12 protein-coding genes and 3 pseudogenes are annotated in these 15,397 nt (G+C 70.5%); 7 read left to right on the top strand and 8 right to left on the bottom strand.

From position 1 onward, the window contains the following. Nucleotide 1 precedes the first annotated feature (1 nt). Both OG392_RS37150 and OG392_RS37145 read right to left on the bottom strand, forming a co-directional pair. A complete protein-coding gene (locus tag OG392_RS37150; RefSeq protein ID WP_329286943.1) occupies nt 2–835 on the bottom strand; it encodes an alpha/beta fold hydrolase in 834 nt (277 codons plus the stop codon). 129 nt (nt 836–964) lie between these two features. Next, nucleotides 965–3,715: an AAA family ATPase gene (locus tag OG392_RS37145; RefSeq protein WP_329286941.1), complete on the bottom strand. Its 2,751-nt coding sequence runs from the start codon at nt 3,713–3,715 to the stop codon at nt 965–967. A 256-nt stretch (nt 3,716–3,971) separates the two neighbouring features. Between OG392_RS37145 and OG392_RS37655 the strand changes: the two are divergent. The 7 genes and pseudogenes from OG392_RS37655 to OG392_RS37105 form a co-directional block, all read left to right on the top strand. Beyond that, nucleotides 3,972–4,622 (top strand): annotated as a pseudogene (locus OG392_RS37655) (low temperature requirement protein A); the annotation flags it as partial. Between the two features lie 70 nt (nt 4,623–4,692). Next, nucleotides 4,693–5,313 (top strand): low temperature requirement protein A, encoded by a 621-nt coding sequence (locus OG392_RS37130; RefSeq protein ID WP_329286938.1) that lies wholly within the window; start codon nt 4,693–4,695, stop codon nt 5,311–5,313. 31 nt (nt 5,314–5,344) lie between these two features. Continuing rightward, on the top strand, nt 5,345–5,629 hold the full coding sequence (locus OG392_RS37125) for a hypothetical protein (protein WP_329286937.1): 285 nt from the start codon (nt 5,345–5,347) through the stop codon (nt 5,627–5,629). A gap of 43 nt (nt 5,630–5,672) precedes the next feature. Next, nucleotides 5,673–6,368: a TetR/AcrR family transcriptional regulator gene (locus OG392_RS37120; RefSeq protein ID WP_329286935.1), complete on the top strand. Its 696-nt coding sequence runs from the start codon at nt 5,673–5,675 to the stop codon at nt 6,366–6,368. A 194-nt stretch (nt 6,369–6,562) separates the two neighbouring features. Continuing rightward, a complete protein-coding gene (locus OG392_RS37115; RefSeq protein ID WP_329286934.1) occupies nt 6,563–7,702 on the top strand; it encodes an FAD-dependent oxidoreductase in 1,140 nt (379 codons plus the stop codon). Nucleotides 7,703–7,799: 97 nt separating this feature from the next. Next, nucleotides 7,800–8,381 carry an NADPH-dependent FMN reductase gene (locus OG392_RS37110; RefSeq protein WP_329286932.1) on the top strand — a complete coding sequence of 194 codons (582 nt, stop codon included), beginning with the start codon at nt 7,800–7,802 and terminating at the stop codon, nt 8,379–8,381. A 200-nt stretch (nt 8,382–8,581) separates the two neighbouring features. Then, a complete protein-coding gene (locus OG392_RS37105; RefSeq protein ID WP_329286930.1) occupies nt 8,582–8,983 on the top strand; it encodes a hypothetical protein in 402 nt (133 codons plus the stop codon). Nucleotides 8,984–8,993: 10 nt separating this feature from the next. Here the strand turns inward: OG392_RS37105 and OG392_RS37100 are convergent. The 6 genes and pseudogenes from OG392_RS37100 to OG392_RS37070 form a co-directional block, all read right to left on the bottom strand. After that, nucleotides 8,994–9,116, bottom strand: a pseudogene (locus OG392_RS37100) (ATP-binding protein); the annotation flags it as partial. Nucleotides 9,117–9,675: 559 nt separating this feature from the next. Beyond that, a pseudogene (locus OG392_RS37090) lies at nt 9,676–9,830 on the bottom strand (IS5/IS1182 family transposase); the annotation flags it as partial. 57 nt (nt 9,831–9,887) lie between these two features. Beyond that, the gene (locus tag OG392_RS37085) at nt 9,888–11,174 is read right to left on the bottom strand and encodes an FAD-binding protein (protein ID WP_329286929.1); all 1,287 of its coding nucleotides are present in this window, start codon (nt 11,172–11,174) and stop codon (nt 9,888–9,890) included. A 65-nt stretch (nt 11,175–11,239) separates the two neighbouring features. Then, nucleotides 11,240–13,618 carry a beta-glucosidase family protein gene (locus tag OG392_RS37080; RefSeq protein ID WP_329286927.1) on the bottom strand — a complete coding sequence of 793 codons (2,379 nt, stop codon included), beginning with the start codon at nt 13,616–13,618 and terminating at the stop codon, nt 11,240–11,242. Between the two features lie 8 nt (nt 13,619–13,626). Next, the gene (locus OG392_RS37075; protein WP_329286926.1) at nt 13,627–14,445 is read right to left on the bottom strand and encodes a carbohydrate ABC transporter permease; all 819 of its coding nucleotides are present in this window, start codon (nt 14,443–14,445) and stop codon (nt 13,627–13,629) included. Next, nucleotides 14,445–15,392 (bottom strand): carbohydrate ABC transporter permease, encoded by a 948-nt coding sequence (locus tag OG392_RS37070; protein WP_329286924.1) that lies wholly within the window; start codon nt 15,390–15,392, stop codon nt 14,445–14,447. The genes OG392_RS37075 and OG392_RS37070 overlap by 1 nt, the downstream gene beginning before the upstream one ends. Nucleotides 15,393–15,397 lie beyond the last annotated feature (5 nt).

Below are 15,397 nucleotides of genomic sequence, written 5' to 3'. Positions count from 1 at the left end.
CTCAGGCGGCGAGGAAGTCGAGCAGGGCGGCGTTGACCTCGGCCGCGTGGGTGAGCAGCAGACCGTGCGGAGCGCCGTCGATCTCGACGTACCGCGCTTCGGGCAGGTGGCGTCGGAACTCGCGGGCCGTGGCGTCGATCGGCAGGATGCGGTCGGCGGTCCCGTGCAGGATCAGCGACGGCACGTCGATGCGCTCCACGTCGGCCCGGAAGTCCGTCAGCCACGCCGGGACGCACGCGTACGCGGCCATGGGCGCCGAGTCGACGGCGGTGACCCAGTTCGCCCGCAGCGCGGCCTCGCTGAGCCGCGACTCAAGCGTCTCGTCGGTGTTGAAGAAGTCGACGAAGAAGCTCTCGTACCAGGCGTAGCGGTCGGCCTCCGCCTGCTCCGCGATGCCGTCGAAGACGCTCAGCGGCACACCGGTGGGGTTGTCCGGCGTCTGCAGAAGGAACGGCTGGAGCGAACCGAGGAACGCCGCCTTCGCCACCCGCTCCGAGCCGTAGGTACCGAGGTAGCGGGCGACCTCGCCCGAGCCCATCGAGAACCCGACGAGAACCACGTCACGCAGGTCCAGCTGGGTCAGTACGGTGTCCAGGTCGGCGGCGAAGGTGTCGTAGTCGTAGCCCGTCATAGTCTTGCTCGACCGGCCGAAGCCACGGCGGTCGTAGGTGATGACGCGGTAGCCGGCCTTGACCAGCGCATCGGTCTGCTTCTCCCACGACTGCCCGTCCAGCGGGTAGCCGTGGATCAGGACGACCGGCTGGCCCGACCCGTGGTCCTCGTAGTAGAGGTCGATGCCGGTCGAGCCCTCGGTGCCGACGGTGATGGTTCCCATGGTGTGCCTTCCCGCCCGTCCGCCGTGTGCGTACCGGGCATGGCACAAACCTAGGAATCAAGCGGGTCGGTCCGCGTCCGTCGGACTACGGCTCCGACGTACGTCATGGTGCCGCGTCTTCCGCGTACGTCATGACGCTGCGCTTTCGGGGTATGTCGTCGTGCCGCCGAGCACCCCGGCGAGTTCGCCGCGGGACGTGACCCCCAGTTTGGGGAACATCCGCTGGAGATGGGTACTCACCGTCCGGGGCGAGACGTACAACCGCTCGCCGATCTCACGGTTCGTCAGACCCTGCGCGGCGAGCTGCGCGACGTGCAGCTCGGTCGAGGTCAGCCGGTCGGCCGCGGCCGGATCCTGGCGCGGGGACGACGCGCCCGCGGCGCGCAGCTCCTGTCGTGCCCGCTCCGCCCATGCCGACGCGCCGAGGGCGTCGAAGATCTCGCGTGCGGCCTGGAGGGCGACGCGGGACTCCGCTGGCCGCCGGTGACGCCGCAGCCACTCGCCCAGGGCGAGGCGTGCCCGCGCGCCCTCGAACGGCCAGTCCGTGGGGACGGCGTCGAGGGCCGCCCTGTACAGCGGCTCGGCGGCGTCCTGCGGGCTCAGCAGGGCCCGGCCCAGTCGCAACCCGCAGAGCAGGGCGGGCGAGGACGTCGAGTCGCCGAGCGGGGTCAGCTCCCGCACGATGTCGCGTGCCACCTCCGCGGATTCGCTGCGCACCGCCGCCTCGGCCAGCTCCGCGACCGCGTAGAAGCGCAGCCAGGGATGGAAGGCGGGGTCGGCCGGGTCGAAGACGCGGTGCAGGTGGCCGAACGCGTCGCCGTAGCGGCCCTGGCAGAGGGCCGCCTGCCCGCGGGCCATCTGCATGATGGCCAGCACCGGGCGTCCTCCGCTGGGAAGGGCCTCGCGTTCGGCTTCCGCCGCCCATGCCTCTGCCGCCGGATCGCCGCTGACGGCGGCAAGCTGCGCGCGGATGGCGTTCACCATCGCGTGCACGAGGGGCTGACCGGTCTCACGGGCGAGCGACGAGGCTTCCTCCACGGCGAGGGAGCCGGCACGCACGTCACCCAGCCGTGCGGCGCTCCCCGCCTGGACGCAGAGGGCGCGGGCCAGCATCGACAGCCTGCCCTGTGCTCGCAGGGCGTCCAGCGACCTTGCCGTCAGCCGGCTCGCCAGGGCGGGAGCGCCCACCGTCACGGCGGCGGCGCCTAGGAGCTGGTCCCCCTCCGCGTTCTCCGATGAGCGCTCCAGCTGACCCGCCAGGCCCTCCATGACTCCTTCCCCACGCTCGACCGGCGCCGAGTACGCCCGCAGAGCGACCAGGTCGGCGTTGTCGGCAGGCACGGGCATCCGGTCGGCGGCGGCGGCCACCCGCTCGCGGGCGGCCGGGCCCGGCTCCCCCCAGAAGCACTGCAAGACCGCGCTCCACAGCATGCGCAGCCCCAGTGTCGACTCGCCGCCGGCGGCGATCTCGACCGCCAGTTCGGCCAGCTCGGCGGTCGCGGCGCCCTCGCCCCGCGTCCCCTCGGCCAGAGCGATGCTGACCCAGGCCGCGCGGCCTCGGTCCCGGACCGAAAGGTCCAGTGAGCGTGCCTGAATCAGCAGGTGCGCCGCATCGTCTCCTTGGCCCGACTCCAGTGCGAGCTCCGCCGCCCGGAGCAGCCGGTCCGCCCGCGCGGAGGGGTCCTTCGTCAGCTCCGCCGCCCGCCTCAGCGCGGCGAGAGCCGCGGCGACACCGCCTCGCCGCAGGGCTCTGCCGGCAGTGGAGTCCAGATCCCGTGCCACTCTCTCGTCGAGACCGGCGGTGGCGGCGGCACGGTGCCATGCCTGCCGATCGGGCTGTCCCTGGAGCGCGGCGGCCAGCGCGGCGTGCGCGGCTTGGCGTTCCACGGCGGTGGCGGCGTGGTGCATCGCCGAGCGGACGAGGGGGTGCCTGAAGATCAACCCCTGGGCCTCCACCAGGCCCGCGTCGATCGCCGCCTCGAAAGCACCGACGCCGACGGCCGTCCCAAGCATCCGGGTCGCCGCGTCGAGGCATTCCTCCATCGTCCCGTCACCGTTGAGGGCCGAGAGGAGCAGGACCGCGCGGGTGTCGGCCGGCAGACGGGAGACCCGTGCCGTGAACGTCCGCTCCAGCCGCGCGGTCAGCGGCAGCGGACCCGGATTGAGCGCGTACGCCCCGCCGACCGACTGCAGCGCGACCGGCAGTTCGGTCAGCGCCAGCGGGTTTCCGGCGGCCTCCTCCAACAGCCGCCGTCTGACCTGCTGCCCCAGTCCGGGGGCCACCGCATCCAGCACCTCACCCGACACCTCGTCCGTCAGAGGGCCCAGGTGCAGCACGGGCAGGCCGGCACTGCTGAGGCGGTCGTCGAGGCGCCGGGTGATGGCGAGCAGAACGAGGGGGTCTGATTCGATCCGCCGCGCCACGAACCCGAGCACATCGAGGCTGGCACGGTCCATCCAGTGGGCGTCCTCGACGACCACCAGCAATGGCGTCTTCGCCGCCGAGTCCGTCAGCAGGGTCAGCGCGGCCAAGCCGACGAGGTACAGATCGGGTACGGCCTCGTCGACCAGCCCGACGGCCGCGAGCAGCGCGCTGCGCTGACGTCCCGGCAAGTCGTCGATTCCGTCCCTCAGTTGGTGAACCAACTGGTGAAGACCCGCACAAGGCAGGTCTTCCTCCGACTGGACCCCCACAGCGGTGATCACACGGGTCCCACCGCGTGCCGCCGCGCCTGCGGCCTCCGCGACCAGCGCCGACTTGCCGATCCCCGGCGCCCCGGTGATCACCGTAGCGCCGCCCGAACCGGCGGCCCCCTGCTCGACCAGGGCAGCCAGCGCGCGGCGCTCCGTATCGCGCCCCAGTAGCACCCGCAGATGCATGCCGCCCCCCGTTTCTCTCTGTACCTCCCCAGCACCCCACTGCTCCGCGTCCTTGCGGAACCAGGCGAACTGGCGGCATCGCCGCTGGTGAGCGGACCTGGAAGCCCGGCCTGGATGCCGTTCATGCAATGGTATGCATGCCGCCGAGCGGGAATGACCGCTGTCAGCATGGGCGGAACCGAGCCGCCGCCGGGATGTCCCAGGCCACCGCTTGGCGGCACGTCGACGAGACGCTGAACGCCCTGAATGAGTTGAGATGCGGGACTCATGCTCAGCGACCTTCATCGGCAGGGAGTCCGGGGTGCGCGCCGATCTTGTTCCTGACCGCCTGTGGGAGCGGGTGGCCCCGTTGCTGCCGCCCGCTCCCGAACGGCGCCATCGCCACCCCGGGCGGCTGCGTATTCCGGACCGGCGGCACTCGTCGGCGTCCTGTTCGTGCTGCGGACGGGTGTCGCGTGGCGGGATGTCCCGGCGGAGACTGTGGGCTGCTCCGGTGTCACAGCGTGGAAGGGATTATTCCATGGACCGCCGGCGTCTCCGCAGCGGCATTCTGAAACGATCATTTAGTGAACATAATTCTTTTATATCTACTTCGATGAGCAGTTCTCCCACCTCCGGGCCGGGGGGTGGTGAGCGGCACGCCTCGTGGTTGGAGTTGTCTTTCGACCTGATCGCGGTCGCGGGGGTGGGGCAGCTGGCGCACCTGCTGCATGCGGGGCCGAGCTGGACGTCGTTGGGTCAGTACGCGGTGCTGTTCCTGGCGTTCTGGTTCACCTGGGTCATGTCGACCATGTACGGGAACGTGGCGGGGGAGCGGGCCCGGGTAGTGGCGGTCGTCGCGGCGATGTTCGGGATGGCGGTGATGGCGGCCGCCGTGCCGGGGGTCCACGAGTCGGACGAGAAGGCCCGTGCCTTCGCTCTCGCGTACATCGTGGTGCGGCTCATCGCGTCCCGGGTGGCGGAGCGGGCGCGGACATGTGGTCGCGGACCTGCCGATCATCCAGCTGGGGGTCGGTCTCACGCCGCGGGTGGTGTCGTTGTGGGTGCACGGAGATGGCCGGTTGTGGCTGTGGGCGGCGGGGCTGGTGATCGACATGGCGGTCATGGTGCGCGTCAGCCGGGAGGCACTCCAGGCGGAGGTCGACCAGAAGTGGGCGGACGCGGAGGAGCGGGCGGAGCACTGGCTGCGGCGCGAGGAGCGGCGCAATGCCGCCCTGCCGCCTGAGGAGGCCCATGCGCGGGTCGACCGCGTCCGGAGCAGGATGCGGCGGAAGCCGCAGGTCGTGGCCGCAGACATCGAGCATCTGTCAGAGCGTCTGGGGCTGTTCGTGCTGATCGTGCTGGGTGAGGGGCTGGTGCAGTCGGTGTCCGCGGCGAGCGAGGAGGAGTGGGACGGCGGGGTGCGCGCGGTCGGAGTCGGGGTGTTCGCGGTCTTGGTGCTGGTCTGGTCGCTGGCGCTGCGCACCGGCTCGTACGGGCTGCCGCTGCTGGCGCCGCGGGCGCTGCCGGTGCGGCTGGTGCTGGCGCTGCGCTGTTTGTTCGCCGGGGTGGTGGCGGCGCTGCGCTGGGGCGGGCGGTGGAGCAGGCCGGTGACGTGATGCCGCAGCCCGGCCGGCCGCCGAGGCCGGCGTGCTGGCATTAATCCTTCTCGCCGCGGCCGTGTGCGCGCTCGTGTCCGGTCGGGGCACGGGCTGGACGGCGGGGGCGGTCGGACCAGGGCTGGTGGTCGTGGGTGGCCTGACGGGGTCCCCGGGGGCGCGGGACCCGGAGGGGTTCGGCACCGTGGTGGCGCTGGCGGTGCTCGCCCTCGCCTGGCCGGTGGCCTGGCAGGCGTACCAGTCCGGCAGCCGGATTCTCAGGGCGAAGGAGCTCGCGCAGGATGCCGGCCCCGCTGGCGGGCCGGGCAAGGTGTGATCCCGCACCCCCGAATGGCGAACATGTTCGTTACGATCGGTGTATGACTGTGAAGCGAGAACCGATCAGCCGGCGTGAACGCCCCGCGAAGCCGGCCCTGACGCGGCGGGGGATCGTCGAGGTGGCGGTGCGGGTCATGCGGTCCGAGGGGCTGGAGAAGGTGACCATGCGGCGCCTGGCCCAGGAGCTGGACACCGGTCCGGCCTCGCTCTACGTCTACGTTGCCAACACCGCCGAGCTGCACGCCGCCGTCCTGGACGCGCTCCTGGGCGAGGTGGACCTGCCCGCCGACCGGCCGGGGGCTGACTGGCGCGAAGAACTCGTCGCGGTCCTGACCTCTTACACCCGCCTGCTCTTCCAGCACCCGCAGCTCGCCCGTTCCGCCCTGGTCGCCCGCCCGAGCGGCGCGAACTACCTCGACCTGGTCGAACGCCTCCTGCTGCTGCTCTCCCGCAGCGGCGCCCCGCGCGAGCAGGTCGCCTGGGGCGTGGACAACCTCCTGCAGTACGCGACCGCCACCGCCGCCGAGCACGGGAGCCAGGAACGCGACCCGATGAGCCAGGACGACTGGGACGCGCTCACCCGCGCCGCGTACGGCGTGGACGAGGCCGAGCACCCGATGATCAAGGCGCACTTGCCGGCGCTGCTGTCCGGCACGCAAGACGCACGGCTGTCCTGGGGCTTCGACCTTGTGATCAACGGCATCCTCCACACCCCCGTTCCGGGCGCCACCGGCTGATCTGCGGGAGGTTCCAAGGGCTGCGGCGTTCCGTTCGGGGCGCCGTTCGCGTTTCGGCCCGCGCCCATACCGCGCAGAAGGGACGCAACAAACCCCCGAACGAACTTGTTCGCTACGAACATGTTCGTTACGGTGGAGAGGTGAGTCGGCAAGGGCGGCCGCAGCGTCATCCCCCACACCTCTAGGAGCACCCCATGAACACGCATCACCCCATCGCGATCATCGGCGGAGGTCTCGGCGGCCTCACCGCCGCCCGTGTCCTCCACGTCCACGGCATCGAGGCGGCCGTCTTCGAGCTGGAGGCGTCGAGGGAGGCCCGCACCCAGGGCGGCATGCTCGACATCCACGAGGAGAACGGCCAGAAGGCCCTGCACACCGCCGACCTCCACGACGGCTTCCTCAAGATCATTCATGAGGGCGGTCAGGCCATGCGCCTGCTAGGCCCCGACGGCACCGTCCACGTCTCGGAGGAGGACGACGGCACCGGCGGCCGGCCCGAGGTCGACCGCGGCGACCTGCGCGACCTGCTCCTCGACGCCCTCCCCGACGGCACCGTCCACTGGGGAAAGAAGGTCACCGGGGTCCGCGCCCTGTCGGGCGGACGCCACAAGGTGACCTTTGCCGACGGCTCCGCCATCACCACCGACCTGCTGATCGGCGCCGACGGCGCCTGGTCACGCGTGCGCCCCCTGCTCTCCGACGCCACGCCCGCCTACACCGGCATCTCCTTCGTCGAGACCGACCTGCTGAACGCGGACACCCGTCACCCGCGCAGCGCGGCCGTGATCGGCGGAGGGTTCTTCATCTGCCTCGGCGAGGAACGCGGCTTTCTCGCCCACAAGGAGAACGACGGCAGCCTGCACGTCTACACCGCCCTCAAGGCGGACGAGGACTGGCTGGACACCGTCGACTTCACCGACCTGCCGGCGGCCAAGCAGGCCGTCCTCGCCCGCTTCGAGGGCTGGGACGAGGCCCTGCGCGGCCTGATCGCCGACGCGGACACCATGACCCCGCGCCGCATCCATGCCCTGCCGGTGGGCCACCGCTGGGACCGCGTGCCCGGCGTGACCCTGCTCGGCGACGCCGCCCACGTGATGTCGCCCTTCGCCGGCGAAGGCGCGAACCTCGCCATGTTCGACGGCGCCGAACTCGCCCTGGCCATCGCCGCCCGCCCCGGCGACACCGAGGCCGCCCTGACCGCCTACGAGGAAGCCCTCTTCCCGCGCAGCGAAGCCTCCGCCGCCGACTCCGCCCAGAGCCTGGACACGATGTTCGGCCCGCAGGGCCTGGAGCAGATGACGGCGTTCTTCACCACCGGCCCGGCAGCCCCGTAACCCCACCCCCACAACCACACAGCTGCGGGCCCCACCGACCTTCCCCACAAGGCCGGTGCGCCCGCCGCCCGGAAACCTCTCACCCACAGGAGTCACGTTGCCGAAGATCGCGATCATTCTCAGCAGCACCCGCACCGGCCGCGCCGGAGCTAACGTCGCCCAGTGGGTCCTGGAACAGGCCCGCCGACGCGGCGACGCCGACTACGAACTCGTCGACCTCGCCGAAGCCGACCTGCCGCAGATCGACGAGCCCTTGCCGCCCGCGATGGGCCGCTACACCCACCCCTACACCCAGCAGTGGGCCGCCACGGTCGCCGCCTTCGACGGCTACGTCATAGTCACCCCCGAGTACAACCACTCCTTCCCCGGCGCGCTCAAGAACGCCCTCGACCGCGTCTACGCCGAGTGGAACAACAAGGCCGCCGGCCTCGTCTCCTACGGCGTCGACGGCGGCGTCCGCGCCGCCGAGGCCCTGCGCCCCGTCCTCGGCGCACCGCAGATCGCCGACGTCTCCGCCACCGTCACCCTCAACCTGCGCACCGACTTCGCCGACTTCGGCGCCTCCTTCACCCCCGGCGAACACCAGGGCCCCGCCCTCACCCAGATGCTCGACCAGCTGCTCACCTGGACTGAGGCACTCGCCCCTACCCACAACACGCAGGCCGCCGTTACGGCCTGACCTCCCCCACTGCGCCCGCCAGCCCTCGGCTCGTGCACACCCCGGGCAGAGACCGGGTGATCGCCGACCACAGTGCCGCCGCCTTTCACCCGATCGCAGAGCTGTCTGCGTACTCGCCTATGTGCAGAGCCGCGTACGGATGAACGCGCAGTGCAAGGAGACCTCTGAAGCGCGAGCGTCGTGTTCGAGATGATGGAGCGGTGACTCTTCGCCATTTCAATCAGACCGGCTGGACCGCGATCTTCAACGGCACCGACACCGAGATCGGCCGCATGGTCCGTGTGGAGGGCTGGGACCAGGCGCCCGGGACAGCCCTGGTCGTCGATCCCAAGCGTGGTGCCCTGCGTCCGGTGACGGACTACGAGGACTTCTCCCACCTGGAGCGGGCCGACCAGGTCGTGGCCGCGGTGCCTGGCGGAGGGTGGCGGGTGCATTGGAAGGACGAGGGCCCGGGTGGAACGCCGCTGACGGAACAGGTGCTGGCCTGGCTCATCACGTCGCAGGGGCGGGCGACAGCCATCACGGTCGATGCCCAAGGGCATGTCGAGGATGCTGATAGTGCCGACGCCTTCATCGCGCCGGGCGACGACCTGGTGTCCTGATCGCAGCTGGTCAGGCCACGTCGTTCTCTCGCTCGATGGCCTGGAGGCGGTACTTGAGCCGGTAGCTGGGGCCGTTGATGGAGATCACTTCGCAGTGGTGGAGGAGCCGGTCGAGGATCGCGGTGGCGAGGATCTTGCCCTCGTCGCCCCAGTCCACCTGGGCCTGGGCGCCCGGGATCGCCTCGAAACGGCGGTGCATGCCCGCCAACTCATTCGGCGTGATGCCGAGTTCCTCGGCAATCCGAGGCCGGGCTTCCTGGACGTAGAGCTTGGTCCGCTGGTAGTTGCCGGTGAACCCGTACTCCGCCACAAGTCGCCCGTGGATCACGGCGGCCTTCATCAAGATCTCCGCCCGCAGCATCGAGTCGACCAGCGGCGCGAACTCGTCGATCACCCTGACCCGTGACCTGCCGTTCGGCGACCGGCGCGGAGGTGCGGCGGGTCCGTCGCCTGCCAGGTACTTGCTGACCGTCCGCCAGTTCAGGCCCGTTTCCTTCGCGACCTCGGTCAGGCTCATCGCTCCGGACTCCCCCAGGCCACGAAAGCGCCGTAGTTCCCGCCAGCGCTGCGGATCCAGGACCACGGCCACCCCATCTCTGCGACCTCGACCAACAGGCAGCAGAGTGCCGAACCCTGAACTTCAGCACATCAGGAACTCTGCACGTTCATCCGTACGCGGCCATGCACGTTCACGTGTACGCCGACAGCAGGACGTAGACGATGCTCCTCAGGGCCGCACGGTCGTCCGCCGGCAGGCGTCCGGGGTACCGAGGGCGCCTCGGCGGGCGGGGGGCAGCAGTGGGGCGATGCGTTCCCACAGATCATCAGGCACCAGATCATCCGACACCCGCACCAGTCTGCCGCCACCAGACCAAGCCCTCACGCCGAACTCATTTTGAAACGATCAGTTAGGCGTTTTGGGGCCGGCCTCAAGGGCGAAGAGTCGTCGGAGCAGGTTGTTCCGGAAGACACCTTCCGGATCGCGAGCGCTCAGGAGCTGTTCGAAGGGGCCGTAGGCCGGATAGAGGGCACGCAGCGCGTCGGGTTCGAGGGTGAACAGTTTTCCCCAGTGGGGGCGGGCAGCGAAGGGAGCCAGAGCGTTCTCGATGTGCCGCAGTGCTGCGGTGACGGCCCTCTGGTCGGGGAGCCAGGTGAAGTGGAAGGCGACAGAGTCGCGGTGGTGGGCCGGGCTGAGCCAGAGATCGTCGGCGGCTATCGTGCGGATCTCGCTGATCCGGAGGCATGGGGCGAAGCGTTTCCGGATGTCGTGGAGGGCATCGAAGGCAGCCACAGCATCCTCGCGAGCGACGAAGTACTCGGACTGGAACTCGTCGCCGCGGCTGCTGGGGGCCGCGTCCAGGCGGAAGTGGGGAAGCCTGAGGTGGGAGGGTCCGCTGATGCCCAGTTGAAGAGTGCAGGCGTCGGCGGTCATGCCCGGGACGGGGTGGCGCTGTTTGTCGGCTCTCGTCGCTCCGTGCCAGCGTGCGGGGCCGGGGACCGGCCCGTCGTCGTCCACCTTGCGCCTGAGCCAGACCTGGTCGACGGACTCGCCGCGCCACCGAGTGAACACGCTGACGCTGTAGGCGGCGGACATCACCTCGGGAAACCGGGCCCTCAGGATCTCGGTGGGAAGGCCTTCGTACACCCACTGCTGGATGTCGAAGGCGGGTACCACGTCGAGGGTGAGGTGGGTGACGATACCGAGGGCGCCGAGCGCCACGACCGAGCCGGCGAACTCGGCGGAGCTGCGGTCGAGCGTCACCAGTTCGCCCGCGGCATCGACGTAGTGGAGGACGCGGACGGCGGAGGACAGGTTGCCGTTGGTGTCGCCCGATCCGTGCGTTCCGGTAGCGCAGGCTCCGGCGATGGAGATGTGCGGGAGCGAGCCGAGGTTATGAAGGGCGTACCCGGCGCCGTGGAGGGCGGAGGCGAGGGTTCCGAAGCGGGTGCCGCCGCTGACGGTGACGGTGCGGGCGGCGGGGTCGATGTCGATCGTCCGCGGGAGGTCGGCGGTGGAGACGAGGTCGCCTGTCGTGTCGGCGAGGGCGTTGAACGAATGTCCGGTGCCCAGTGCGCGCACGGCGTCGGCCTGGGCCACGATCTGCCTGAGTTCCGTGACAGAGGTCGGGGCGTGGAAGCGCCGCATACCGAAGGTGACGTTCCCGGCCCAGTTCGTCAGGGGGCTGGTCATGGCGGCTCCTTCGCTCGTGACAGTAATGGCTCCGGCCGGCCTGGAAGCCGGCCGGAGCCATGTGATCAGTAGGAGGTGTGCGGGGTGGTCTGGAAGTGGGCGTGCAGGTGTCGGTGGTGGTCGACGTGGCGCACGGGGCCGGTGAGGGTGACGCGGGTGGTGAGCCTGGGTGTGGTGCTGGAGGAGGCGAACCGGAGTTCCAGCTCTCCCGGTTCGACCGCGCGCCTGCTGTCGCGGCCGGTGAAGGAGGCGAGGTCGGCGGGTACGTCCACGGCGACGAGCTTCTTCTCGCCGGCGGCCAGGTCGAGCCGCACGTAGCCGATGAGTCTCTGCACGGGTTGGACGACGGAGGCGACCGGGTCGTGGAGGTAGAGCTGGACGAGTTCGGTGCCACTGCGGTCTCCGGTGTTCTCGACGGTGAAGGTGAGATGGAACTCGCCGTCCGTCGGAGCCTCGGCTGCCTCGATGGTGAGGCCGGACCAGGCGAAGGTGGTGTAGGTGAGGCCGTGGCCGAAGCCGAACGCGGGAGCGGGGTCGATGCTGGAGACCTCGCTGGCGTGGCCCAGACGGGCGGCGAGGTAGGTGGAGGGCTGGGCGCCGGGGTGGCGGGGAATGCTGACGGGCAGACGTCCGCTGGGGTTGGTGCGGCCGCTGAGGACGGAGGCGACGGCACCCGTTCCGGATTCGCCGGGGAAGAAGGACTGGACGATGGCGGCTGCCTCGTCGGTGGCACGGCCCAGGACGTAGGGGCGTCCGGCCAGCAGCGTGCCGATCACGGGGGTGCCGGTGTCGAGGAGAGCGTCGAGGAGCTGTTGCTGGGCCCCGGGGAGGCTGAGGGATTCGGCGTCGCAGCCTTCGCCGCTGGTGCCGCGGCCGAAGAGGCCGGCGCGGTCCCCCAGCGCGGCAATGACGAGGTCGGCGTCGCGGGCGAGCGCGACGGCCGCAGGGATGCCTTCGGTCGCCCCGTCATCGATGCCCGTGCCCTGCGCGACGACGATGTCGGCGGCGGGGAATTCCGCCCGGAGCGCTTCGTGGAGGGTGGGCAGGTCGATGCCGAGGGCAATATCCGGGTGCTGTCCGCCGACGTGGACGGGGAAGGAGTAGCAGCCGAGGACGGCTGTGGCGGCTTCGGCTGTAGGACCGATCAGCGCGATCCGGCGGGGCGCGGCCGGGTCGAGGGGCAGGGCGCCGTCGTTGTGGAGGAGGACGACGGCCCGTTCCGCAATCCGGCGTGCAAGTTCGCGGTTGGCGGGGGGGTCGAGGTCGATGGTACCGCGCAGGAGCTCGGGGTCGGTGGTGGTGTCGGCGTTCTCGAGTGCGGGCGGGACGGGGTTCCAGCCGGGGTCGAGGAGGCCGAGCGCGATCTTCTGGCTGAGGACCCTGCGTACCGCGCGGTCCACCAGGTCCTCGGGCACCTCGCCCTTCGTGACGGCGTCGAGGAGCGGGGCGCCGAAGGTCTTCACGGTGGGCAGTTCGACGTCGACGCCGGCGGTGAGGGCCGCGGCGGCGGCCTCGCCGAAGGTGCCGGTCACGCCGTGCAGGGTCTTGAGGAAGGCGATGCCGAAGTAGTCGGCGACGACGGTGCCGGTGAAGCCCCAGGTGTCGCGGAGCAGCCCGGTGAGCAGATCCGCGTCGGCTGCGGAGGGGATGCCGTCGGTGTCGGTGTAGGCGTGCATCACCGACCGGATACCGCTCTCACGGACGGCCATCTCGAACGGCGGGAGGATCACGTCGGCGAGTTCGCGGCGGCCCATGGCGACTGGGGCGAGGTTGCGGCCCGCGCGGGAGGCGGAGTAGCCGGCGAAGTGCTTGAGGGTGGCGACGATCCCTGCGGACTCCAGGCCCTGGACATAGGCGGTGGCGACGGTGCCGACGAGGTAGGGGTCCTCGCCGATGGTCTCCTCGACGCGGCCCCAGCGGGCGTCGCGCACGACATCGAGGACCGGCGCCAGGCCCTGGTGGACGCCGACCGCGCGCATGTCCCGCCCGATCGCGCTGGCCATCTCCCGTACGAGCTCCGGGTCGAAGGTCGCGCCCCAGGACAGCGGGACGGGGTAGGCGGTGGCGCCCCAGGCGGCGAAGCCGGCGAGGCACTCCTCGTGCGCCACGGCGGGGATGCCGAAGCGGTTGCCGGCGGTGATCCTCGCCTGCGTCCGCATCAAAGACAGGGCGCCGAGTGCCGGGTCGACGGGGGCCGTGCCGAAGGGCCGGGTGAGCTGGCCGAGTCCGTGGGGGATCAGGTCGTCGAGGCCGACCGGATCCTCCATGTCGTGTTGATGCGGGGCGACTTCGGCGCCTTCGTCGGACGCGCCGACCCAGACGCCGAAGAGCTGGGCGATCTTCTCCTGGAGCGTCATCTCGCGGATCAGCGCGTTGACGCGGGTCTCGGGGTCCAGCGCGGGATCCCTCCAGGGAGCGAGTGCGGTGTGAGGCGGCGTGGCCATGTGTGCGGTCACTTTCCTCCGACTCCCATCAGGCCCTGGACCAGGGCGCGACGGGCGAACAGATAGACGAGCAGGATGGGGAGCATGGACAGGACGACGGCCGCGAGTAGACCGGGGATGTCGACGCCGTGCTCGGTCTGGAAGTCGTAGAGGCCCATGGTGATGACCTTGTTCTCCGAGGACTGGGTGAGCACGAGCGGGAACAGGAAGCCGTTCCACGCCTGGAGCGAGGAGAAGACGACGATCGTCGACAGGCCGCTCTTCGACAGGGGCAGCACCAGCTGGAGGAAGATCCGCCAGGAGGAGGCGCCGTCGACGGTCATCGCCTCGTACAGCTCGGAGGTGATGTCGCGCATGACGCCGGTGAGGATCAGGGCGCAGACGGGCATGGCGAAGGCCGCGGTCGGCAGGATGACGCCGAGGAGGTTGTCGTAGAGGCCGGCCTCGTTGATCAGGTAGAACATCGGCACGATCACGGCCTGGGACGGGATGGCGAGTCCGAGCAGGAAGAGCCGGAAGACCCTTCCCGTCGCCTTGCCGTCGCTGCGCACGATCGCGTACGCGAGCGGCGGGACGAGCAGCAGGACGAGCCCCACGACGGCGACGGTTACGATGACCGTGTTGAGGAAGTACTGCGCGAAGCCGTCGTTCAGGTCGTTGACGTAGTTGTCGAGGGTGAAGTTCGTCGGGAGCCCGAGGGGTCCGTTCGCCGCGTAGTCCGCCCGGGTCTGGAACGTGGCGACCAGCATCACGTACAGCGGCAGGCCGACGACGAACAGCCAGACCAGCGAGCCGAATCCGGCGAGGTAGTGGGGACGCTTCCGCATCACACGCCCTCCATGGTGCTGCGCATCTTGTCGTAGCCGCTCAGCCTGACCATGACGAGGGAGACGAGGGTGGCGACGAGGACGAGGAGGAGCGCGATCGCGGAGGCTCCTCCGAAGTCGAAGCTCTTGAAGGCCTTCTGGTACATGTAGTAGGCGCTGTTCGTGGTGTCGGTGCCGGGACCGCCCTGGGTGAGGATCAGCACGGTGTCGAAGGTCGTGAGTCCGCCGACCACCATCAGGATCGTCGAGGTGATGACGGTGTTGCGCAGCTGCGGCAGGGTGATGTGGAAGAACTGGCGGTACCGGCCGGCGCCGTCGATCTGGGCGGCCTGGTAGAGGACCTGGGGAACGGCCCGGGCCGCGCCCTGGTAGAGCAAGGTGTGCAGGGGGGTGAACTGCCACGTGCTGACGAAGACCAGGACGCCGAGGGCGCTGGACTGGACGCCGAAGAGGTTGCCGTCGCCGAACAGCCACGTCGCCTGGGAGGGGACGCCGAAGTTGGGGTCGAGCACGGCCCGCCACAGGACGGACACGGCGGTGATGGAGAGCAGCAGCGGGACGAAGTAGATCGCGGAGAGGACGGCCCGGTTGCGCTGGTGGCCGGCGGCCCAGACGCCGAGCAGGATGCTGAGGGGGGTCTGGACGAGGACGCCGAGGACGGTGAGGAGCAGGCTGAGCCAGAGGCTCTTGACCATCACGGGGTCGTCGAGGAGCTTGCTCCAGTTCTCCAGGCCGGCGAACTCGGGGGAGCCGAGACCGTTCCAGCGGGTGAAGGAGAGCACGACGACCAGGGCGAGCGGGACGAGGGCGAACAGGCCGAAGAAGACGGCGGCGGGCGCCGCCCAGGCGAAGCCCGGGCGGCCCACCCCGGTGCCGGGGCGGCTCGGCCGCCTCCGGGTGCCGGGCTTCTCGACGCTGTCCACGGCGGGGGCTGTGGCAGTGGTCATGTCGG

The sequence above is a fragment of the Streptomyces sp. NBC_00691 genome (genome assembly GCF_036226665.1).
In the GTDB taxonomy this organism is placed as follows: domain Bacteria; phylum Actinomycetota; class Actinomycetes; order Streptomycetales; family Streptomycetaceae; genus Streptomyces.
The sequence above is the reverse complement of the archived record's forward strand: the minus strand, read 5'-3'. Positions and strand labels throughout refer to the sequence as shown.